The sequence below is a fragment of the Streptomyces caeruleatus genome (genome assembly GCF_001514235.1).
Taxonomy (GTDB): domain Bacteria; phylum Actinomycetota; class Actinomycetes; order Streptomycetales; family Streptomycetaceae; genus Streptomyces; species Streptomyces caeruleatus.
In genome coordinates this window covers 202024-222323 of sequence record NZ_KQ948929.1, presented here as the reverse complement: position 1 = coordinate 222323, position 20300 = coordinate 202024, and the positions used below count along the sequence as shown (strand labels likewise).

Annotated in this window: 17 protein-coding genes and 1 pseudogene; 9 read left to right on the top strand and 9 right to left on the bottom strand. The window is 72.2% G+C overall.

All coding sequences use genetic code 11. The features are described from left to right. Positions 1-59: 59 nt before the first annotated feature. Positions 60-1525, bottom strand: a pseudogene (locus tag AQJ67_RS19315) (aldehyde dehydrogenase family protein). A gap of 303 nt (positions 1526-1828) precedes the next feature. After that, positions 1829-2725: a DMT family transporter gene (locus AQJ67_RS19310; RefSeq protein WP_425264167.1), complete on the bottom strand. Its 897-nt coding sequence runs from the start codon at positions 2723-2725 to the stop codon at positions 1829-1831. A 199-nt stretch (positions 2726-2924) separates the two neighbouring features. Here AQJ67_RS19310 and AQJ67_RS19305 point away from each other — a divergent pair, with 199 nt between their 5' ends. After that, complete coding sequence (locus AQJ67_RS19305; protein WP_062720244.1) at positions 2925-5087, top strand: FUSC family protein; 2163 nt, start codon at positions 2925-2927, stop codon at positions 5085-5087. Between the two features lie 41 nt (positions 5088-5128). Here the strand turns inward: AQJ67_RS19305 and AQJ67_RS19300 are convergent, their stop codons facing one another. After that, positions 5129-5587, bottom strand: coding sequence for a nuclear transport factor 2 family protein (locus AQJ67_RS19300; protein WP_062720243.1), 459 nt, complete (start codon positions 5585-5587; stop codon positions 5129-5131). Positions 5588-5736: 149 nt separating this feature from the next. Next, positions 5737-6330: a DUF4291 domain-containing protein gene (locus AQJ67_RS19295; RefSeq protein ID WP_062720242.1), complete on the bottom strand. Its 594-nt coding sequence runs from the start codon at positions 6328-6330 to the stop codon at positions 5737-5739. Positions 6331-6898: 568 nt separating this feature from the next. Between AQJ67_RS19295 and AQJ67_RS19290 the strand changes: the two genes are divergently transcribed. Then, positions 6899-8122 (top strand): DUF418 domain-containing protein, encoded by a 1224-nt coding sequence (locus tag AQJ67_RS19290; protein WP_062720543.1) that lies wholly within the window; start codon positions 6899-6901, stop codon positions 8120-8122. A gap of 55 nt (positions 8123-8177) precedes the next feature. On the opposite strand, the gene AQJ67_RS19285 is transcribed toward AQJ67_RS19290, so the two are convergent. The 3 genes from AQJ67_RS19285 to AQJ67_RS19275 all read right to left on the bottom strand — a co-directional run bounded on the left by AQJ67_RS19285 (position 8178) and on the right by AQJ67_RS19275 (position 11545). Beyond that, positions 8178-8627 carry a hypothetical protein gene (locus AQJ67_RS19285; protein WP_062720241.1) on the bottom strand — a complete coding sequence of 150 codons (450 nt, stop codon included), beginning with the start codon at positions 8625-8627 and terminating at the stop codon, positions 8178-8180. A 117-nt stretch (positions 8628-8744) separates the two neighbouring features. After that, a complete protein-coding gene (locus AQJ67_RS19280) occupies positions 8745-10790 on the bottom strand; it encodes a spermine/spermidine synthase domain-containing protein (RefSeq protein ID WP_244190517.1) in 2046 nt (681 codons plus the stop codon). A gap of 137 nt (positions 10791-10927) precedes the next feature. Then, positions 10928-11545, bottom strand: coding sequence for a TOPRIM nucleotidyl transferase/hydrolase domain-containing protein (locus AQJ67_RS19275; RefSeq protein ID WP_062720239.1), 618 nt, complete (start codon positions 11543-11545; stop codon positions 10928-10930). Between the two features lie 300 nt (positions 11546-11845). Here AQJ67_RS19275 and AQJ67_RS19270 point away from each other — a divergent pair, with 300 nt between their 5' ends. From AQJ67_RS19270 to AQJ67_RS19245, 6 genes are all read left to right on the top strand, one after another. Next, a complete protein-coding gene (locus AQJ67_RS19270) occupies positions 11846-13264 on the top strand; it encodes an MFS transporter (RefSeq protein ID WP_062720238.1) in 1419 nt (472 codons plus the stop codon). A 222-nt stretch (positions 13265-13486) separates the two neighbouring features. Continuing rightward, positions 13487-14464, top strand: coding sequence for a PP2C family protein-serine/threonine phosphatase (locus AQJ67_RS50440; protein ID WP_341846160.1), 978 nt, complete (start codon positions 13487-13489; stop codon positions 14462-14464). 57 nt (positions 14465-14521) lie between these two features. Next, a complete protein-coding gene (locus AQJ67_RS19260; protein ID WP_244190515.1) occupies positions 14522-15190 on the top strand; it encodes a hypothetical protein in 669 nt (222 codons plus the stop codon). Between the two features lie 123 nt (positions 15191-15313). Next, positions 15314-16108, top strand: coding sequence for an SDR family NAD(P)-dependent oxidoreductase (locus AQJ67_RS19255; protein ID WP_062720236.1), 795 nt, complete (start codon positions 15314-15316; stop codon positions 16106-16108). Positions 16109-16217: 109 nt separating this feature from the next. After that, positions 16218-17312 carry a carboxylate-amine ligase gene (locus AQJ67_RS19250; protein ID WP_062720235.1) on the top strand — a complete coding sequence of 365 codons (1095 nt, stop codon included), beginning with the start codon at positions 16218-16220 and terminating at the stop codon, positions 17310-17312. A gap of 130 nt (positions 17313-17442) precedes the next feature. After that, positions 17443-18555, top strand: coding sequence for an AI-2E family transporter (locus AQJ67_RS19245; protein WP_079056039.1), 1113 nt, complete (start codon positions 17443-17445; stop codon positions 18553-18555). Between the two features lie 48 nt (positions 18556-18603). On the opposite strand, the gene AQJ67_RS19240 is transcribed toward AQJ67_RS19245, so the two are convergent. Continuing rightward, a complete protein-coding gene (locus tag AQJ67_RS19240; RefSeq protein ID WP_062720233.1) occupies positions 18604-18996 on the bottom strand; it encodes a VOC family protein in 393 nt (130 codons plus the stop codon). Then, positions 18993-19349, bottom strand: coding sequence for an ArsR/SmtB family transcription factor (locus AQJ67_RS19235; RefSeq protein ID WP_079056071.1), 357 nt, complete (start codon positions 19347-19349; stop codon positions 18993-18995). Before AQJ67_RS19235 ends, AQJ67_RS19240 begins: the two co-directional genes overlap by 4 nt. A 218-nt stretch (positions 19350-19567) precedes the next feature. Between AQJ67_RS19235 and AQJ67_RS19230 the strand changes: the two genes are divergently transcribed. Then, positions 19568-20275 carry an FAD binding domain-containing protein gene (locus AQJ67_RS19230; protein WP_062720542.1) on the top strand — a complete coding sequence of 236 codons (708 nt, stop codon included), beginning with the start codon at positions 19568-19570 and terminating at the stop codon, positions 20273-20275. The last annotated feature ends 25 nt before the right edge of the window (positions 20276-20300 follow it).

Here is a 20300-nt window from a genome sequence, read left to right as displayed (position 1 = left end):
TTTCCTCGGTGGTCGTCGTGCCACGGGCGGACGCTGTGGAGGTCTGCGGACAGCTCTGGTCAGCCCTTGAACCAGCCGGAGGGGGCGGGGGAGAGGTTCTGGTAGATGTGCTTGGCCTCCTGGTACTCACGCAGCCCCGTGGGGCCGAGCTCGCGCCCGACGCCGGAGCGGCCGAATCCGCCCCACTCGGCCTGCGGGACGTAAGGGTGGAAGTCGTTGATCCACACAGTCCCGTGCCGCAGTCGCTGGGCGACGCGCTGGGCGCGGCTCGCGTCGGACGTCCACACGCCGCCGGCCAGGCCGTAGCGGGTGTCGTTGGCCAGTTCCACCGCCTCGTCCCCGGAGCGGAAACGCTCGACGGTGACGACCGGGCCGAAGACCTCCTCCTGGACGATGCGCATGGACCGGTCGCAGTCGGCGAAGATCGTCGGCAGCAGGAAGAAGCCACGGCTCAGCGCCGGGTCGTCGGGCCGGACGCCGCCGGTGACGAGCCGGGCGCCCTCCTCGCGGCCGATGGCGATGTACCGCTCGACCTTCTCGCGGTGCTCGGCGGAGCTGAGCGGACCGCTCTCCGTGCCCTCCTCCAGGCCGTTGCCGAGCCGGATCGCCCGGGCGCGGCCGGCGTACGCCTCGACGAACGGTCGTGCAGGGAGTCCTCGACGAGCAGCCGCGAACCGGCCGAACAGACCTGCCCCGAATGCAGGAAGGCCGCGTCCAGCGCGTAGTCCACGGCGGCGTCGAAGTCGGCGTCCGCGAACACGATGTTGGGGTTCTTCCCGCCGAGTTCCAGGGCGATGTTCCGCGGCCCCTCCGAGGCGCTGGCCATGATGGCGCGCCCGGTGTTCAGACCGCCGGTGAAGGACACCAGGTCGACGTCGGGGTGAGCGGTCAGGGCAGCGCCGACCGTCGCCCCGGAACCCAGCACCAGGTTGGCGACGCCGGGCGGTGCGCCGGCCTCCTCGATCAGCCGGATCATGGCGATCGTGGTGAGCGGGGTGGTCTCGCTCGGCTTGAGCACGAAGGTGTTGCCGGCCGCGAGCGCCGGGGCGACCTTCCAGGAGGCCTGCAACAGCGGGTAGTTCCAGGGCGCGATGAGCGCGCAGACGCCGACCGGCTGGTAGACGACCCGGCTCAGGACGTCCGGCCCGACGTCCACGACCCGGCCGCCGTCCTTGCCCGCGAGCTCGGCGAAGTAGCGGAAGGCGTTCGCCACGTCCTCCACGTCGATACGGGACTCGGTCAGCGTCTTCCCGGTGTCGAGGGTCTCGGTGCGGGCGATGTCCTCCCTGTCCCGCAGCAGCAGGTCCCGGACGCGCAGCAGAAGGTCGGCACGCCGACGGGAAGGAGCGTTCGCCCAGTCCTCCTCGACGAAGGCACGCCGCGCGGCACGCACCGCGCGGTCCACGTCGGAGGCGTCGGCCTCGTCGACACCGGTGACGACCGAGGCGTCGTACGGGTTGACCACCTCCCGCCGCCCACCCGCCGCCGCCGGTGTCCACTCGCCGTCGATGAACAGCTCACCCACCGCGGGCCCCCTTCGCATCCGCCCGGTGCCGATCGGCTCGACGGTCAGCAACATGGCCCATCGAACAGGCGGCGGCCACGGGACGCACCGCCACGCCGGCGTCCTGGCGGTGCAGAGGACCCGGGTGGGCTAGGCCCTGTCGTCAAATTCCCGTCGTCCGCCCGGAGGGCGGGCCGCGCGGCGTCGTGGGGGCACCTCCCACGCCTTCAAGGCAGTGGGGGAGCGTGCATGGCGTCGTGCGGCAGGCGGGAATTTGACGACAGGGCCTAGGGACATCGCGTCGCCACGTCACGCCGGCGCCCGCTACCCCCTGCGGGGCTCCTCCTCCGGCGCCACCAGCGCCTGCGTCAGCGGGATCCGCGACAGGGCCAGCACCCCGGCGGCGATCAGGGCGACACCGAACAGCTGGGGCAGCAGCCACCACCCCGAGCGGATCTCCTCCTCGTACAGGGTGATGCCGAGGGCGAGGCTCACCAGTGCGTCGCCGAGGGTGAGCGCGGGCTGCGAGGCGACCAGCGGGCCGGCCTGCATCGCGTTCTCCAGCAGGAACAGCGCGCACACCCCGGTCGCGGCGAACGCGTACGTCTGCCACGCGAAGAAGAACCCCGCGACCCCCTGCTCCTCGAGGATGTGCGTGGCGGCCTTCATCAGGGCCGCGGTCACCGCGTAACTGATCGCCGTCGCGGCGCCCAGACACGCCGCCCGGGCGCGTCCCTCCGGGCGCCGCAGGGCGGCCACGGCGAGGGCGACGACCAGCCCCATACACACGGCGAGCGCGGGGACCCAGCGGTCCAGCGCCACATGGGTGCGGTTGCCGGTGGGGGACGCGGCGAAGAGCGCGACCGCCAGCCCGGCCACCACCACCGTCACGGCCAGCCAGCCCGTGCCCGGCAGATGCCGTTTCATCAGCAGCGAGGCGACGACGAGGGTGAGCGGCAGCTCCAGCACGAACAACGGCTGCACGATCGTCAGCGGCCCGGTGGCGAGCGCCAGCGCCTGGCAGACGGCGGCGGCGATCACCGCGAGGATGCCGGCCAGCCAGACGGGCCGGCGTAGGAGGTCGAGCATCAGCCCGGCCCGCAGTCCCTCGGAGCGCGGCACGGTGAGCGCCGCCTTGCGCTGGAGCACCGTCGCGACGGCGTTGCTGAGGGCCGCGCAGAGCGCGAAGACGACGGAGAGCGGGGTGTGCAGCGGGGCCACCTCCCGGATCGGCGGAGGGGTGCGAGGGGACGCGGGTGCGCGGGTGCGCGGGAGGAGCCGGGCAGCGCTCCCTGTCACGGTACGGCCCGGCCACGCGTCCGCCGCCATGGCTCGCCCAGCTGCCGCCGGCGTGCGGCTGCGGACAATGGAAGGACGGCGGTGGGATGCTCCCCGGGGCGGGGCCGCGGGAAGGAGCACCATGCCGCACCGGCCCTCGCCACCCGACCATGTGCAGGCCGCCCGCCGTGCGGTACGGATCACCGTCGCGGCCGGCGTCGGCTTCTACCCGGCCGTGTACGCCCTGGACGAGCCCGCCGTGGCGTTGTACGCCCTCTTCACCCCGATCGCGCTCGGCATCCTCTCCCCACTGCCCGGCTCGGGCCGGGACCGCGCACGCGTCGTCCTGCGCGCCCTGCCGGTCGCCATGGCCCTGACCGGGCTCGGCACCGCCCTCGCCGTGGCCACCGCACCCGCGGTCGCGGGGATGGTCCTGGTGGGCTTCGTGATGTCCTTCGGCGCGGCCTGCGGCCCGGCCCCGGCCGGCGCCGCCCCCGGACTCCAGCTGTTCTACATCCTGGCCTGCTTCCCGCCGTACGCGCCCGACACCCTTCCTCAACGGCTGGCCGGCCTGCTCCTCGGCGGCGCCCTCCTGGTGCTCTGCGAACTGCTGGTGCTGCCCGCGCCCCCGGACGTCTCCTACCGCGAGCGGCTCGCTTCGGCCCTGGAGGTCGCGGCCCGCGCGGCGCGAGCCTCGGCGCACGGCGGCGCGGCCGAACCCGGCCGCGCCGCCGAGCTGCGGGCCGCCGGTCAGGCCCTGCGGCTCTCGCGGCTGCCGCCCGCCGTACGACCGACCGGAGCGGGACGCACCGACCGCGCCCTGGCACATACCGGCGGCGCCACCCGGCGCCTCCTCGACCAGCTGGCCCGCGCCGCCGAGCAGTCCACGAGCGCCCCCGGGGGTACGCCCCCGAAGTCCCCCGTGGACCCCGTGTCGGCGCCGCTGCTGGCCGCGATCACGGCGGAGTGCCTCGCCATGGCGGCGAACCTGCGCGGCCGACGCCCCGTCGCGGGGCCCGAGGCACTGGAGGAGGTGGTCGAGCAGTTCCTCACCGCTCGCGCCCGCGCCACGCTCGCCCGCGACCCGCCGTCGTCCCACACCCTGCGCCGCCAGTCGGCCGTCCTCGCCGAAGCGGCCTCGACCGTGACCGCGCGGGCCGCCCTGTCCATCGCGATCGGGGGCAGACGCGGTGTCCGCGGCCTGCCGAGCGAACAGCTCTGGTACGCCGAGCCGGCCGCCGTCCACCTGTGGCTGCGGCGGCTCACCGGGAACCTGACCCTGCGCTCGGTCGTGTTCCAGAACGCCGTGCGCACGGCCCTCGGGCTCGGCGTCGCCCGTCTCGTCGCCGGTTCGCTGGACCTCGCCCACGGCTTCTGGGTGCTGCTCGCCGTGCTGACCCTCGGACGCACCACGGCCGGAGCCACTCTCTCCGCGGTGCGCCTGGCGGGGATCGGCACGTTGGCGGGAGCGCTGACGGCGGGAGCGCTGATCCTCTGGGCGGGCGAGGCGACCGACGTCTACGCCGCGCTGATGGTCCCCGTCATGCTGCTGGCCTTCACCGTGGGACCGATCGCCGGCATCGCCTGGGCCCAAGGGCTGTTCACACTCGTCGTCTCCACCGCCTTCGCCCAGCTCGCGCCGGTCACCTGGCGGATCGGCGAGGTCCGGGTCGTGGACGTCCTCACCGGCTCCTGCATCGGCCTGCTCTGCGGGGTCCTGGCCTGGCCGGCCGGAGCGGCCACCGAGGTCAGGCGAGGCATGACCGCGCTGCTCCGGGAGGCCGCGCCCCTCATCCCGGCCACGGTGGCGGCCACCCTGCCCGCCGCTGCCCCGCAGGCGTCGTCGGCGCACACGGAAGGCCCCGGGGAGAGCGAGGGGATCCGTTGGGAGACCCGGCACCGGTTGCGGCTCGCCGAGGCGGCCTACGCCCAGTACCGCAGCGAACCCGCGACCCGCCACGACGACGCCCCCGACTGGCCGGCCGCCCTCAACTTCGCCATCCACACCCTGGTCGGCGCCAACTGGCTGCCGCGCATCGCGGCGCGCGACCTCGACCGGGAGGTGCCCGACGCCCTGGCAGGCTGGGCCCGCGAGGCGGCGGAGTCGACGGCCAACGCCGCCACCCGCGCGGCCGACTTCCCTCCCAGCGGCGTCCGGATGCCCCCGCTGCACATCCCGTACACAACCGCCCCCTCCCCGGAGGCCCCGGTCCTGCCGCTGCTGCCGGCCCTGACGGACGTGGAGAACTGGCTCGTCACCCTGCGGGCCGACCTGCGGGCCATGAGCGACGGCACCCCGCCCTGAGGCGCGCCGTCACGGGGCGTGCCGTCACGGGGCGCGCGCCGTCACGGGGCGCAGGCCTGGGCGATCGACAGGCTGTTCTCGTACAGGTGATGCCGGGTGATCCGGCCGTCCTCGACGGTGAGGTGCAGCGCGAACGGCCCTTCGAACCCCTTGCCCGTGGCCCGTACCGTCCCGGACAAGTGCCCCATCAGCACGGCGTCGGTGCCGTCGACGAGAAAGGTGTCGACGGAGGCACGCGCGTCCTCGGGGACCGTGTGCTCCGTCAACTCCGTGAACTGGGCGGCGCATTCGGCGGCGGTGGACCGTGGCCGGATCCACGGGACGCCGGGGTTCTCCGCGAGCAGCCAGTCGACCTCCTCGGCGAAGAGCGCGACGAGCCGCCCGGTGTCACCGGCCAGTCGGGCGGCGAGGAACTCCTGCACGACGGAGCGGGTGACCTCGGCGACGGACACCGCGTCCGACGCCGAACCGGCCGTGGACGGGGCGGACTTGACGGACATGACGCTCTCCTCGCGGCTGCGGGCGGGTCCCGGGGCTTCCCGTACCGCGCCGGAATCGGGTCCGGCGTCGGTGACGGTGCGCTCGATCCTGCCCGGGGGAGGGGAGAGGCGTCGATTACCTCCGAGGTCATGGCGTCCCCGGGGAGGGCTCATGGGCGCAGGTGGTCCAAGAGTCCGTCGGGCGTGGGGTAGGCGGATTCCTGGGGGAGAAGCCGCTGTGCGGCGTCCAGGTCGCCGGCCCGCACATGCCGGTGGATCTCGTGTGCGAGGGGCGTGACGTCGGTGAGGGAGACCGTCCACTCGTCCGCGTAGCGGCGCGCGGCCTCGCCGGAGAGCCCGAGCTGCAGCGAGCGGTGGTCAAGGGGCCGCAGCCGCACGTCCCGTTCGGGGTCCCATTGGACACGGGCCGGAGCCTGCTTCATCTGCCGCTTCCACTCGGCTGGGTCGGCGTGCAGTGCGCGCTCGTAGTGGGACAGGCACGCCTGCCGCAACGCCCACTCGAAGCCCTCGCGGGCGATCTCGACGGCGAGGACGGTCTCCTGGCCCTCCTTGGTGGCCCACCCGCAGCGGTACATCATCCAGAGGAACGACGGCTTGATCCACGTCATCCGGTCACGTTTCCAGGCCGCCGGGAACCGGCCCTCAGCGGCTGCGGGCAGGCCGATCTCCGGGGCGTAGGCCTGGTAGACGGTGATGGTGGAGTCGGTGTGGTGGGCGCGGATCCGGTACTTGAGTTCTGACACAGGCACAGCCTGGGACCTCAGTTCGACACGCGCCAACGGATTAACCCGGATTCGGTCGTCGGCGATGCCGTTTCGACCGATCATCCGGGCCGCCGAACCGTCCTCCATCCGTACGGCGCAGTGGCCGGGCCCCGCCGAGCCCCCTGCTCCCCCGCCCGCCCCGGCCGCCGGGCAGGCCACGGGACCCGGTGTGAGACTGCTGAACGAGGCGACCGGAACCGTGTCCCACGGTCACGGTGAGAGGAGGCGAGGTGATGACGTCGGAGCACCGTAGTTGCTGCGCATGCCTCCACGGTCGCCGACGCCGGGGCGTCCTGTCTTGGACGAATTTTCCCCGGGTTCCGTTGGTACGCGGGCTCCATACTTTGGTCGCCCCCGCCGAGACCGAAGGCGGATGTCCCGGCACCGGCCGCCTTCCTAGCGTGGTGGTGTGACGACGACCGACACCGCAGACACCGCAGACAGCGCAGGAGCCCCCGACGGCACGGGAGCCCCCGACGGCACGGGAGCCGCCGACAGCGCCGGGGCCGTCGAGCGCGCCGCGAAGAACCGGCCGCCGCGCGGGGCCGTGCGCGGTACGGAGCGAGCGCTCGCACCCGACGTCGCGCGGGGCGTCATGCTCTTGCTGATCGTCGTGTCGAACACGGCATTTCACCTCTGGGCGGCTCGCCGCGGCCCCTCGGGGTGGCAGCCGGTCGACGGTTCCTGGGCGGACCGGGCGGCGCAGTTCACCATGATCACCGTGCTGGACCTGCGGGTGTACCCGCTCTTCGCGTTCCTCTTCGGGTACGGCATGACGCAGCTCTACCTGCGGCAGGTCGAGGCCGGGGCCACCGGGCGCGCCGCGGTCGGGATCCTGCGCCGCCGCAGCCTGTGGCTGATCGTCATCGGGCTCGCGCACGCCACCCTGCTGATGGCCGGTGACATCGTGGGCTACTACGGCGTACTGAGCCTGGTCCTGGGCTGGCTCTTCGTCAGGCGCAGCGAGCGCGCGCTGAAGTGGTGGATCGGCATCGCGGCCGTACAACTGCTGCTGATCTCGGCGTTGCCCGTGGTCACGGCCTTGCTGCGGGGCGAGTTGGGGTCCATGGGGGACGCGTCGGCGGAGCCGGGGTTCGTGGCTTACGCGGCGGGGGAGGAGAGCTTCCTCGCGGCGGTCGGCACCCGGCTGACGTCCGGCCTGTTCGTCACGTTCGTCGCAGCCCCGTTGGCACTCGTCGGTGGCGGCTACCTGGTGTTCCTCCTCGGCTTCTGGGCGGCACGCCGACGCGTCCTCGAAGAGCCCGGACGGCATCTGCGCCTGTTGCGCCGCACCGCGGTCGGCGGGATCGCGATCGGCTGGCTGGGGGCCCTGCCCGCCGCGCTCGCCCACGTCGGCGCGCTGGACGTGCCGGACGACGCACAGAGCGAGGAAGGGGCGCTCACCCTCCTGCGCGACGCCACCGGGAACGCCGGCGGGATCGGCTACGTCGCCGCTGTCGCGCTCTTCGCCCACTGGTGGACCCACCGACGCTCCGGCACAGGCAAGGGATGGAGCCAAAAGTCCGTCGTGGCGGTTTCGGCGGTGGGCAAGCGGTCACTGTCCTGCTACCTCGCCCACTCGCTGATGTTCGCCCCCCTGCTCGCGGCCTGGGGCCTCGGCCTCGGCGAGCACCTGACCAGCGCCACCATGGTGCTCTTCGCGGTCGGCGTCTGGCTGGTGACGGTCGCCGGCGCGTACGCACTGGAACGCGCCGGGCGGCAGGGGCCGATGGAGGCGGTCCTGCGACGGCTGGTGTACCGCCGCACCTGACCCGGACGCCGATACGTCACGTATCGGCGTCCGAGCCGGCGACGGCGTGGGCCGGTCAGCCCGCGTACACCCGGCCCTCCTTGATGACGAGGTGGGTCGGGTCGGAGCAGCCGAGGGACGGTGTGAGCAGCAGACTCACCGTCAGGGGCGCCGGTTCGGTGCTCGCGGTCGAGAACTCGCAGACGGCCCCCGAGCCGGTCAGCGGGTACCAGAACCAGCCGTCCACCTCGCCCACGGTCACGCGGTCCGACTCCTTCCAGGCGCCGTTCGACTGTGTGTAGACCTGGAGGCGCACCGAGGCCGCGTATTCGTCCTGCGTCGAACGCAGCGCGGTCAGTGTGACCTTGTAGTCGGTACCGAGCTGGGACGAGGCGATCTGCCGGGTCTGCGGTGCGGCGGTACCGGCGCTGGACGCACCGGCGCCCGCGGCACCGAGACCTGCCGCCATCAAGGCGGTGAGAAGTGCGGCCGTGCCGCGACGCTTACGAGTGCTGGCCAAGCTCATGTGTTCCCCCGTGGAACGAGTTGGGAAGGGCACTTCGACGAGTGCCGGTCACCGGTGAAGACACGCGACACGGAGCGGGGGTTGTACGGCAGGCCGTTGGGTTCCTCCGGCTGGTGGCTAGCTCTTGACGGCCACCGTCTCGTCCGGCTGGTGCGCGCTCTGTCCGTCCGACCCGCGCCCGGCGAAGCGCATGGCGACGCACGCCCCCAGATACAGCAAGGCGACGACCAGCAACAGCGCCTGATAGCCCGTCAGCAGCGCCAGGTACTCGAGCGCACCCCCGGTCAGCGCGCCCAGCAGGTTCGCGCCGAACGCGGACGTCGGGTCGGGGGCCAGCGCGAGGCGGTCGGAGAAGATGAGGTTGGCGCAGAAGATGGGGGCGAAGGCCAGGGCGATGGCGGCCGCGAGCCGGCCGACGGGCGGCAGCGAGAGCACCGCCTGCGTCGGAACGAGCCAGGCCACGGCGAGCGAGCCGAAGAGCATGAGTTGCAGGAGCAGTTGGTTGACCCGCCGCAGCCTGCGCCGGACCTCGACCGCGGCGAGGACGGAGAGCAGCACGCCGAAGAAGACCAGGGCGTTGACCAGCCAGGTCGTACCGAAGTACAGCGCGAACCCGATCACGTTCTTCGTTTCCAGCAGCATGAAGGCCGCACCCAGCAGGAACATGTCGGTGTAGCGGAACGTGCTGCGGATCCGCACCCCGGTCAGGCGCACCGCAAGCAGTGTCACCAGCAGGATCGCGCCCAGAGCGCCCAGGTACAGCGTGGGGATGCTCCGGTGCAGCAGATACGGGAAGGGGTGGTCGTCGGTCGCGGCCGCCGGGACCGGGCCGCTGGGCTCCCAGATCTGCTGGCAGGACTGGTCGGCGGGCGTCATCCCGGCCACCAGCACGGCCGCGTTCCGTTTGAACGTCGTCATACAGGGGGCGTGGCCGTAGAGGTCGTCGAGGTCACCGGCGAAGCGGTCGACCAGCCAGGCCTTGCGGTAGTAGTTGTACATCGCGAACGCGCCGTCCGGCGCCAGATGATCCCGGGCCGCCTCGAACGCCTCCCGCGTGAACAGATAGCTCTCCAGCCGCAGATTGCTCGCGCCCGACACCAGCGTCAGCGAGTCCGGAAGCGCCAGGATGATCAGGTCGTACTTGGCGTTCGTCCGCTCCAGGAACGCCCGTCCGTCGTCGATGTGGACGTGCACCCGGGGATCGTCGTACGGCCGGGCGGGATGCAGCTGCGCGCCGATCTCCTGAAGGCGGGGATCGATCTCGACCGCGTCCACCCGCTCCGCGCCGTGCGCCAGCGCGACCGCGACGTCGTTGCCGTTTCCGGCCCCGATGACCAGCACGCGCTTGTGCGGGTTGCGGGGCGTCTGCTCGTAGGCCTGCCGATAGGGCGAGTTCTCCCGCATCAGCACCGGCAGCGGCGCGGTGCTCTGGTGCGGGACGCCGTTGGCGGAGATGTAGTACGTCCGGGTGGCGGTCGGCGACGCCTTGAGCTCGATCTTGTAGTACGGCGACCAGGAGACGCCCGCCGCCGTCGACTCCAGGAACAGCGCGGCGACCATCGCGGTGAGCGGAATGCCGTACAACAGCGTGTTGCGGCGCCCGCCCAGGACCAGCAGGGCCACGGCGGCGAGGATGCCCCACACGACCGACGGGGCACGGAGCCAGGACAGTGCGGCGAACGACACCGAACCGGTGATGCTGCCGATCAGGTCGTAGCGGTAGGCGTCCAGCGAGGGCAGCTGACGGAAGAGGTCGGCGGTGATCTTCCCGATCCCGGCCATGATCACCGCGGTCAGCAGGAAGATGGCCGGCAGCGTCACCCACTGGGGCAGGCCGGTGGTCTTCACGGCGGTGAAGTAGATGACCTCGCTGCTGCTCTGACGCACCTGCACGGGGTACGCCCGCACGAAGATGACGAGCAGGGCGAGCGGAATCGGTGTCCAGCGTTTGAGCCACTGCCCACGCCCGGCCGGGATCAGGAACCCGATCCCGATGCCGAGGAACGATCCCAGCAGGATGAAGTTCGAGAAGTAGCTGAGGTGGACGACATTGGCGCCCGCCCATCTGATCAGCGCCAGCTCGACGAAGAGCATGGTGGTGCTGGCCAGCACGAGCCGCCAGCGCACCGAGAACGCTGATTGCCCCGATTTGGTCATATTCATGCCGATTTACGGTGCCAGTTTCGGGTCGGCTAGTCGAGATGCCTTGCCGGTGTGCACCGCGGACATTGGTGCCGGATGGTCACGGTTGCCGCCCGGGCGGACGATCCGTCAGCAGCCGCCGCGTGCCCGAGATGTGGTCACAGGCTCGCCAGCAGACGGTCGAGGGGAGCGGGCACCTGCCCCGGTTCGAGGGCCTCGACGAGGAGACGGCCGTAGCGGATCTTGCGGCCTCGCTTCGTGCCGAGGAAGCGCCGCATCTGCTGTTGCGGGGACCGGCCCTGCTGCGCGGGTTGGCGTTCGAAGATCCGCCAGGCCTGGAGGTCGCCCTCGGCCTGGACGATCCTCTCGACCCGTGGCACGCCCAACGCGCGGATGAGTTCGTCCTCCAGGTCCGTCACACACACGAAGACCCCTTGGCGGGGCGCACGGGCCCGTTCGAGACCGCGGTCGTAGAAGGGCTGTTCGCGCTCGTCGCACAGTCCGGCAAGGCGCAGCCCCAGCCCGGGCGGCCCGAGCAGGCCGGCGTAGCGGCCGACGCTCATGGCTCCGCCCATGGGCAGGGCGCAGATCCCCTCGGCGGGAAGGTCCCGGCCGCGGCGGGCGGCCAGCGCCTCCACGGCCGCGAGGTCGCTCGGCCCTTCCAGCAGCACCGCGGTGCGCACGCGCAGCCGCTCGGCCAACTCGGTGGCCGGCCCGCCGGAGCTGCCCGCCGCCCACCTGGTGACCGCGTCCCGGAACGCTCCCATGTCCGCCATGGGGCCGATTCTGCTTCAGCGCGAGCGGACGCGGCACGGAGTTTTCACCGGCCACGAGCCTTGAACGGTCCGGGTTCCCGCCACACCCCCTGACTGTCTGCCGCCCGCCGCGCCGCGGGACCGTCGGGCTGCGGCCCCCACCGCCTCGGCCGACAATGGGCCACGGATGGCATGTCCAGCCCGCCCACGACGCCACCGAACCCAGACCGCGACCACCGCGACCACCGCGACACCGCGACACCGCGACACCGCGACACCGTCACGACGCCACGGCGGGCGCCGGCCGAGAGGAACGTGCTCATGCGCGCCGAGTCTTCGCCGGCCACGCGGACGGGAGCCTTCATCGCGGTGGCGGTCGCCCTGTTCTGCATCCAGCTGGACTTCTTCGCCCTGAACCTGGCCGTCCCCGGAATCGCCGACGAATACGGTGTCACCGCCTCGGCCGCCCAGTGGACGCTGTCCGCGTACATGCTCGCCATCGGCTGCTGCTTCATCGTGGGCGGACGCGTGGGCGACGTCTTCGGACGCAGGGGCGCCCTGCTCGCCGGGATGGCGCTGTTCGCCGCCGGGTCGGTGGGCTGCGCGCTCGCGCCGGGGCTCTGGACCCTGGTCGGGGCACGGATCGTGCAGGGCGTCGGAGCGGGCTTCGTCTTCCCGGTGTCGGTCTCCGTGATCAGCAACGCCTTCCCGGACACGACCCGGGCACGTGCCCTGGGGGCGGCGTTCGGCATCGCCAACGTCGGCACGGCCCTCGGCCCGTTCGTCGGCGGCGGCTTCACCGAGGGACCCGGCTGGCGCTGGATCTTCTGGCTCCTCGCGCCGTTGACCCTGCTGGCGCTGACCGTGGCGTACGCGTACGTCCCCGACTCCCGTGACCCCACAGCTCCCCGCCAGCTCGACCTGACCGGCTGCCTGACCGTCGTCTGCTCCCTCGCCGCGCTCACCCTGGCCGTGGAGCGCGGCAGCGCCTGGGGCTGGGACCACGCCCGTACGCTCACCCTGCTGGCGTTCGCCGCCACGGCCGGCGTGCTCTTCGTACGGCGGGAGCGACGCGCCCGGCATCCGCTCATCGACCTGCGGCTCTTCCGCAACACGCCCTACGTCCTGGTGACAGGCGCGGGAACCGTCACCAACATGGGCTACGCCGTCACCGTCTTCGTCTCCACGCTCTATCTCCAGCAGGTGCGCGGGCTGTCACCGCTCACCGCGGGAGTGGTCTTCCTGGCGCCCGCCGTGCTCGTCGCGCTCAGCGGGCCGCTCGGCGCCAGACTGTCCCCGCACCTGCGACCGACCGTGGTCATGGCGCTGGCGGGCGCGGTCGCCGGCACGGGCATGATCGCGCTCAGCCATGTCACGGCCTGGTGGCTGTACGTTCCCGTGTTCGCCTGGTGCGGACTGGGGCTCGGCCTCGGCTGGACCTTCGCCAGCGTCGCCACCCAGCAGGTCGTGGCGCCGGAACGGGCCGGGGAGGCCTCCGGCGTGCTCCTGACGTTCCTCGTCACGCTGGGCGGGGTGGCGCTCGCGGGTGCCGCGGCCGCGATCACGGCGATGACGCCGGAGCGGTCACCGGAGGCCGCGTACGACGCCGTCCTCCGCTTCGGCGGCGCGGTGATCCTGGCGGCGTCCGTCGTCGTCATGGCCGTACGCCACCGTCTCGTGGCCCTCGGCAAGGTCCCGCCGCTCGGCTCACGGGCGCCGCACGACGGGCGCCTGCCGTGACCAGCCGGGCCACGCCATGACCGGGCCGAACCTCCGCCCCGAACTGCGGCCCCCCTCCGCGCGAGGATGGGTCTGGTGGCTGCCCTTGGTCGCGGTGCTCGTCGACGTACTCGCCGAGGTGATCGTCAGGGGCCGTGAACCGGTCAGCTTCATGCTCATCGCGGTACCGCCGCTGGCCGCGGCGACACGTGGGCCGCGCGGCACCGCCATGTCGGCCGTCGTGTGCCTGGGACTCCAGCTGTGGATGGCCGCCCGGCGCCCCGGCCACTTCGAGGAGCAGCACCATGTCGCCGTCTACATCGCCACGGCCCTCATCGGCCTCGCCAGCGTCGCCCTGGCCCGGCAGCGGGAGCGGACCCGGCAGCACCTGATCCGGGCCAACTCGGTCGCGGAGGCCATGCAACGGACCCTCCTGCGCCCCGTACCCCGCAGGCTCGGCCCCGTGCGCGCCGCAGGGTTCTACGAGGCGGGGGAGGGCGGCACGCTCGTCGGCGGGGATCTGTACGACATGTGCGAGACGCCCTTCGGGGTGCGGGCGATCATCGGCGACGTCCGCGCAAGGGACTGGACGCGGTCCAGACGGTCGCGGCGGTGCTGGGCAGCTTCCGCGTCTCCGCCCACGAGTGGCAGAGCCTCAGCAGACTGGCCGAGCGGCTGGAGCTCAGCATCGCGCGCAACAGCCCGGCCGGCGACGACGGCGACCCCGAGCTCTTCGTCACCGCACTCGTGCTGGAGTTCCCGCCGGACGGCGGCGAGGTACGGATCGTCGACCGCGGCCATCCCGCGCCCCTGGTGGTCGGCCCACAGGGCGCCCGACGACTGGTCACCGCGCCCGGACTGCCCCTGGGCCTCGGCGGACTGGCGGCGGGCGGCGACGGGGCCGACACGACGGCGCACCCGCTCCGGCCTTCGGAAGTGCTCGTCCTCCACACCGACGGGGTGAGCGAGGCGCGCGACGCCGACGGGGTCTTCTACCCGGTCCAGGAGCGGCTCGGCGAACGGTGCGCTCGTAGGCGCAGTCCGACGACGACCGTGCCGTCCTCGCCCTCTCCGTCGTTCCGAAGTCGCCTTAGCAGCAAGGAAATTGAGCGTGCATCATTTTTGAAAATCAAATACAACTTTGCGAGCTCTTGGTGTAGCTCCGTCGTCGATTACGTGAGCCTCGTGGGCATCACAAGGCGACTGCGGCCCCTTCCGTAACAGAGGCACGCGCGGTCGCCGAACCCCCCACGTACGTGAGAGGCAACAACGATGACGATGAGCCGCGCACTGCGGTACGGCGGCCGCACGCTGGCGTTGACGGCGTCCGCACTCGGGACGATCGCGGTGGCCGCCGTGCCCGCGGTGGCCGACGACCAGCCCACCGCGGAGCAGATCATGGCCGACTGCGCTTCCGGGCAGGGCAAGTGCAGCTTCAACTCCCCGGAAATCGGCCAGGCCTACCTCGGCGAGCCCCGCCAGGTCTCCGAACTGCTCTACAACTGCACGGCCTCGCCCGCCTCCCAGTCGATGGCCTGGGCCGACACCGTGGGCTCCTCCCACTCGGTGGGCGGCTCCGTCACCGTCGGCGGCGGCATCGAGGGCATCATCACCGCCAGCGTGACCGCGACGTACAACTACACCTGGCAGAGCTCGCGCACCGAGACCAGCACCTTCACCCTGACCGTGCGGCCCGGGGAAGTGGGCTGGATCTCCCGTGCCCAGGTCATGCAGCGGATATCCGGCACCTGGCAGACCCACTACGACGACCCCAAGTGGGGCCACTACTACTGGTTCGTGCCCGACGTGGTCACCGGCCCCGCCCCGAACGGCACCGACGGCAAGCGCAACGCGGTCGTGGTCAAGTCCCGCAAGATGACGGCCGACGAGAAGAAGCTCTGCTCCAGCGGCGCCAACCAGGACAGCGTCTTCACCCGCGGCGGCTGATCCGGCCCGGTCGGGACGGGCAGGGGGCGGCCCTACGCGGACCGCCCCATCGTTGCGCACGTTCAATCAGCGCGAAGGCGCGTAATGAGCGTGTGCAACGGAATCCCTGGGTACCCGGGCGGCATGCAGATCGATCTCAAGGGCCGTACCGCCCTCGTCACCGGTTCCACCCAGGGCATCGGCGCGGCGATAGCCGCCGGGCTGGCCCGTGCCGGGGCCCGGGTGGGCGTCAACGGCCGTAGTCCGGAGCGGGTGGAGCGCGGCGTCGCGGAGCTGGCGCAGGAGGTGCCCGGAGCGGCCTGGGTGCCGGTGCCGGCGGACGTGACCACGCAGGAAGGCGCGGACAGGGTGGCCGAGACGCTGCCGGACGTGGACGTCCTCGTCAACAACCTCGGGGTCTTCGGCGCCGCCGACCCCCTGGAGATCAGCGATGAGGAGTGGCGGCGCTACTTCGAGGTGAACGTGCTGTCGGCCGTACGTCTGACCCGGCTGTTCCTGCCGGGCATGACCGAACGCGGCTGGGGCCGGGTGCAGTACATCGCCAGCGACTCGGCGCTCGTCACCCCGGCCGAGATGATCCACTACGGCATGTCCAAGACAGCGCTGCTCGCGGTGAGCCGGGGCTTCGCCAAGCAGGCGGCCGGCACGGGCGTGACGGTGAACTCCGTCATCGCCGGGCCCACCCACACCGGCGGCGTGGAGGACTTCGTCCGTGAACTGGTGGACCGCGACCTGCCCTGGGACGAGGCCCAGCGCGTCTTCATGCGTGAGCACCGCCCCCAGAGCCTGCTGCAACGGCTGATCGAACCGCAGGAGATCGCCAACATGGTGGTCTACCTCAGCTCCGACCAGGCCTCGGCCACGACCGGCGGCGCACTGCGCGTGGACGGAGGGTACGTCGACTCCATCCTGCCGTGACCGGCCGGTCATGGCAGGAGCGACTGTCGCATGGTTTGTCTTTCCGCGGCCGCGGCACTCGGGGTCGGGATCGTCCCGGCGGAGGACGGGCGGAAACAAAGGGCGGTCGATGACGACGATCGGCGTGGAAGAGGAGTACCTGCTGCTCGACCCGGACACGGGTCTGCCGGTACCCCGGGGGGACGAGGTGCGGGAAGCGGCGGGGCTCGGGCGCCTCGCGGCGGACCGGGAGGTGCAGCACGAACTGCTCCAGGCTCAGGTCGAGGTGGCCACCCCGGTGTGCGAGACGCTGGAGGAGGCCGGCGGACATCTGCTGCGTCTGCGGCAGGCCGTCGCCGTGGCCGCCGAGGAGCACGGCTGCCGGATCGCGGCCTGCGGGGCGTCGCCCCTGCGCCGCGGCCGTCCCGTGGCCGTCACCGACGAGGCACGCTATCGGGCCATGGTCACGAAGGCGCCCCAACTGGTGGCGGAGCAGCTGGTCAACGGCATGCACGTGCACGTCGCCGTGCCCGCCCGCGAGGAAGGCGTGCAGGTCCTGAACCGCATCCGGGCCTGGCTGCCCGCCCTGACCGCCATGTCCGCGAACTCCCCCCTGTGGGACGGCCAGGACACCGGCTTCGCGAGCTGGCGCACGGTCATCTTCGGCCGCTGGCCGGTCAGCGGGATGCCCCCGCTCTTCCAGGACGCCGCGGACTACGACCGGCGTATCGAGCGACTGCTGGACGCCGGCCTGCTCGCCGACATCGGCCAGGTGTACTGGCAGGCCCGGCTGTCGAACCGCTATCCCACCATCGAGGTGCGGTGCTCGGACGTCCAGTTGAGCCCGGACGAAGCGGTCATGCTCGCCGGGGTCATCCGGGGCCTGGTGAAGACCGCCCTGGCGGAAACGGCCTCCGGGGCCCCCGTGCCCGACCACGAACCCGAACTGCTGCGGGCCGCCATGTGGCACGCCGCCCGCCACGGACTCGGCGCCACCCTGGTCGACCCCGGCGGGGCGTCCCAGTGCGCCGGCGACGTGCTGCACCAACTCCTGTGCCACATCGCCCCCGCACTCGAAGCATCCGACGACACCCGGCAGGTGACGGCTCTGACGGACCGCCTCCTGCGCAACGGGACCGGCGCCGAACGCCAACGCGCCGCCCTCGCCGACGGCGGCATCCGGGCGGTCACCGACCTGATCAGCGTCCGAAGCACCGTGCCCTGACCCCACCTGTCGGCCCCGGGTCGGCAGGTGGACGGACCGACGGCTCGGATTGGCCCGGTCAGCACCGGCCTTCGGGGGAATTGCAGGCCGGCCGCGTGGCCCGACGGCCGGGGCGTGGTACCGGCATGAGATGTCCACGCCCCCCGATCCGCCCTCCGATCCGCCCGCTTCGCCGTTCGGACGCTCCAGCGGCGGGGAGGCGCGTGTGCCGGACGCGCTGCGGACCGCCGCCGCGTACGCATGGCGGATCATCGCCGTCGGCGTCGTGGTCCGCGTGGTCTTCTCGGTGCTCGGGGAGTTTCACCGGATCGCCGTCGCCGTGTTCCTCGGACTCGTCATCACGGCCGTGCTCCGTCCCGTGGCCGGACTCCTGGCGCGGTTCATGCCCCGGCCGCTCGCGGTCGCCACCGCGGTCATCGGCGGCATCGTCCTGGTCCTCGGAGGTCTCGCCCTGGTCGGGGAGATCGTGGCGGAGCAGCGCAGTGGACTGGAGAAGGAGTTCGTGGCGGGCATCGACCGGATCGAGCATCGCCTGGAGGAGCCGCCGTTCCGACTGCCACCGGACGCCTTCGACGATCTCCAGTCCCGGATCGGCAAGCTCCTGTCGAGCCACCGCTCCACCCTCATCAGTACGGCACTCAGCGGCGCGAGCCGACTGGTGGAGGTGCTGACCGTGCTCGCTCTGGCCCTGTTCTGCGCGGTCTTCTTCACGCACTCCGGCGACCGCCAGTGGCAGTGGCTGTGCGACCAGCTCCCCGTCGCCGCGCGGCAACGGTGCACGGTCGGCGGCGCGGCCGCCTGGCGGACCTTCACCGGCTACACGCACGGCATCCTGCTGGTGGCGGGCACCAACGCGGTCCTCGTGGGCATCGCCCTGTTCGCTCTCGGGGTGCCCCTGGCCGTGCCGCTCGCTCTGCTGGAGTTCGTGGCCGCCTTCATCCCGTTGATCGGTTCGCCGATCGCCCTCGCCGTCGCGGCCGTCGTCGCGCTGGCGACGAAGGGACCGCTGATCGCGCTGCTGGTCGTGGCCCTGGTCGTGGTCATCGGACAGATCGAGGGCCACCTCCTGCACCCCATCGTGATGAGCTGGGCCGTTCGGCTGCACCCGGTGGTGGTCGCACTGGCGGTCGTCGGCGGCGCGGTCGCGGCGGGGGCCATCGGAGCCGTGGTGGCCGTACCGCTGGTGGCCGTGGCCTGGTCGGTGTACCAGGCGCTGCGGAGCCGTCCCGCTGAGGTGGCGTGAGCCGGGCCCGGGTCGGGCAGGGGTCGGCTGCCGGCGCTGGCCGCCCCGCTACTGCGGCTGCGTCGCGATCTGGATCAGGTTGCCGCAGGTGTCGTCGAAGACGGCGGTGGTTACGGGCCCCATCTCCAGGGGCTCCTGGGTGAAGCGGACGCCGAGGCCGCGCAGGCGCTCGTACTCCGCGTTCACGTCGTCGACGGCGAACTGGGCGAGCGGGATGCCGTCCTCGGTGAGCGCGTCGCGGTAGGTCCTGGCCGCCGGGTGGCCCATGGGCTCCAGGAGGAGTTCGGTGCCGCCCGGCTCCTCGGGCGAGACGACGGTCAGCCACCGGTCCTTCTCGCCCACGGGCACGTCGTGCTTCTTCACGAAGCCGAGAACCTCGGTGTAGAAGTGCAGGGCCTTGGCCTGGTCATCGACGAAGACGCTGGTCAGTTGGATCCTCATGGGGTGCTCTCCTCGGGGTCGCACGGATCGGAGGGGCCGGATGTGTCGGACGGGGCGGACACGGCGGACGGGTCGGAAGCCTCGGTTGCGAGCCATCGCTCCGCGATCTGCCGCAGCGGCGCCGTGTTCAGGTCGTGGAACTTGTAGCGGCCTTCCCGCCTGGTCTCGACGAGCCCTGCGGCTTCCAGCACGGCCAGGTGCTGGGAGACCGCCTGGCGCGAGATGCCGAGCCGATGCTTCATGCTCAGCCGCGAGCAGATCTCGAACAGTGTCTGCCCGGATTTCTGCGTCAGCTCGTCGAGGATGGTCCGGCGGGTGGGGTCGGCCAGGGCTTTGAACAGGTCATCGGCCACACCCACAGCATAGGCAAGTGGACGCTTGCCTATCAACCGGGGCGCGTGACGGAATCAGGGCGCGGTTCCCGTGCGATGGCGGGCGGAGCGTGCGGTGCGTGCTTGTGTGAGCCCTGTACGCGCCCCCCGGCGGAGAGATTGTCTTACCGCGGGGCAGGTGGCCGAAACACGCCGCCTGTCGCCTCTATCCGACCGATGAGGAAGGCAGGGTGGTGAGCGTGCTGTTGCGTCTGCCCACGTCTGTGTCCGATGCGCAGGAGTGTCTGGCCGAGGGGGCTGTGCCGATCGGCGGAGCGACGCTCCTGTGGGCCACCTGGCAGCGGGACGGATTCCCCAAGGTCGCCATGTCGCTGCGGGAGCTGCCCGAGGCCAATGTGCTGGAACGCGACGCCGTGGGCGGTGCCGTGGTGCTGCACCGAATAGACGACCGGGTCCCGGACGCCCTGCGGCTGGCCGCCGCCCAGGTGGGCACCGGCGCCGTACGGCGGAGCGCGACGGTCGGCGGCAACCTCGTCGGCAGCACCCTGCGCTGCCTGCTGCCCGCGGCCGTCGTGCTGGACGCCAGGGCGAGGGTCCTGGAGGCCGACGGCGTACGCGAGACCGACCTGAACGAAGTGACGGCCAAGCGCCCCGTCCTGCTCAGCCTCCGCTGGCGCGAACCGATCGCCAGCTCGTTCAGCAAACTGGACGGCGAGGCGGGCGGCCCACCGCCCCTCGTGGTCGCCGCGGCGCTCCACGCCGACGACGACGGTCACCGCCGCCTCCGAGTCGCCGTCCGCGACGGCTACGACGTGCTCAGCGGAAGCGCCACCTGTGCCGCCGACGCCGCGCAGACCCTGCACGCGCTGCGCGGCACCGAGCTCATCGACCTCTCGTCCGCCGCCTGGGAGGTCATTCGCACGAAGGTCGCCGCCCTGTTGAGGTGACCACCCGAGGTGCCCCGGCCTGAAG

What these genes read in the sequence shown, in the direction of transcription:
- AQJ67_RS19305 (WP_062720244.1), top strand. Translation starts at nt 2,925, where the DNA reads ATGCCGCACCGGCCCTCGCCACCCGACCATGTGCAGGCCGCCCGCCGT.
- AQJ67_RS19300 (WP_062720243.1), bottom strand. Translation starts at nt 5,587, where the DNA reads ATGTCCGTCAAGTCCGCCCCGTCCACGGCCGGTTCGGCGTCGGACGCG.
- AQJ67_RS19285 (WP_062720241.1), bottom strand. Translation starts at nt 8,627, where the DNA reads ATGAGCTTGGCCAGCACTCGTAAGCGTCGCGGCACGGCCGCACTTCTC.
- AQJ67_RS19280 (WP_244190517.1), bottom strand. Translation starts at nt 10,790, where the DNA reads ATGAATATGACCAAATCGGGGCAATCAGCGTTCTCGGTGCGCTGGCGG.
- AQJ67_RS19275 (WP_062720239.1), bottom strand. Translation starts at nt 11,545, where the DNA reads ATGGCGGACATGGGAGCGTTCCGGGACGCGGTCACCAGGTGGGCGGCG.
- AQJ67_RS19270 (WP_062720238.1), top strand. Translation starts at nt 11,846, where the DNA reads ATGCGCGCCGAGTCTTCGCCGGCCACGCGGACGGGAGCCTTCATCGCG.
- AQJ67_RS19260 (WP_244190515.1), top strand. Translation starts at nt 14,522, where the DNA reads ATGAGCCGCGCACTGCGGTACGGCGGCCGCACGCTGGCGTTGACGGCG.
- AQJ67_RS19255 (WP_062720236.1), top strand. Translation starts at nt 15,314, where the DNA reads ATGCAGATCGATCTCAAGGGCCGTACCGCCCTCGTCACCGGTTCCACC.
- AQJ67_RS19250 (WP_062720235.1), top strand. Translation starts at nt 16,218, where the DNA reads ATGACGACGATCGGCGTGGAAGAGGAGTACCTGCTGCTCGACCCGGAC.
- AQJ67_RS19245 (WP_079056039.1), top strand. Translation starts at nt 17,443, where the DNA reads ATGTCCACGCCCCCCGATCCGCCCTCCGATCCGCCCGCTTCGCCGTTC.
- AQJ67_RS19240 (WP_062720233.1), bottom strand. Translation starts at nt 18,996, where the DNA reads ATGAGGATCCAACTGACCAGCGTCTTCGTCGATGACCAGGCCAAGGCC.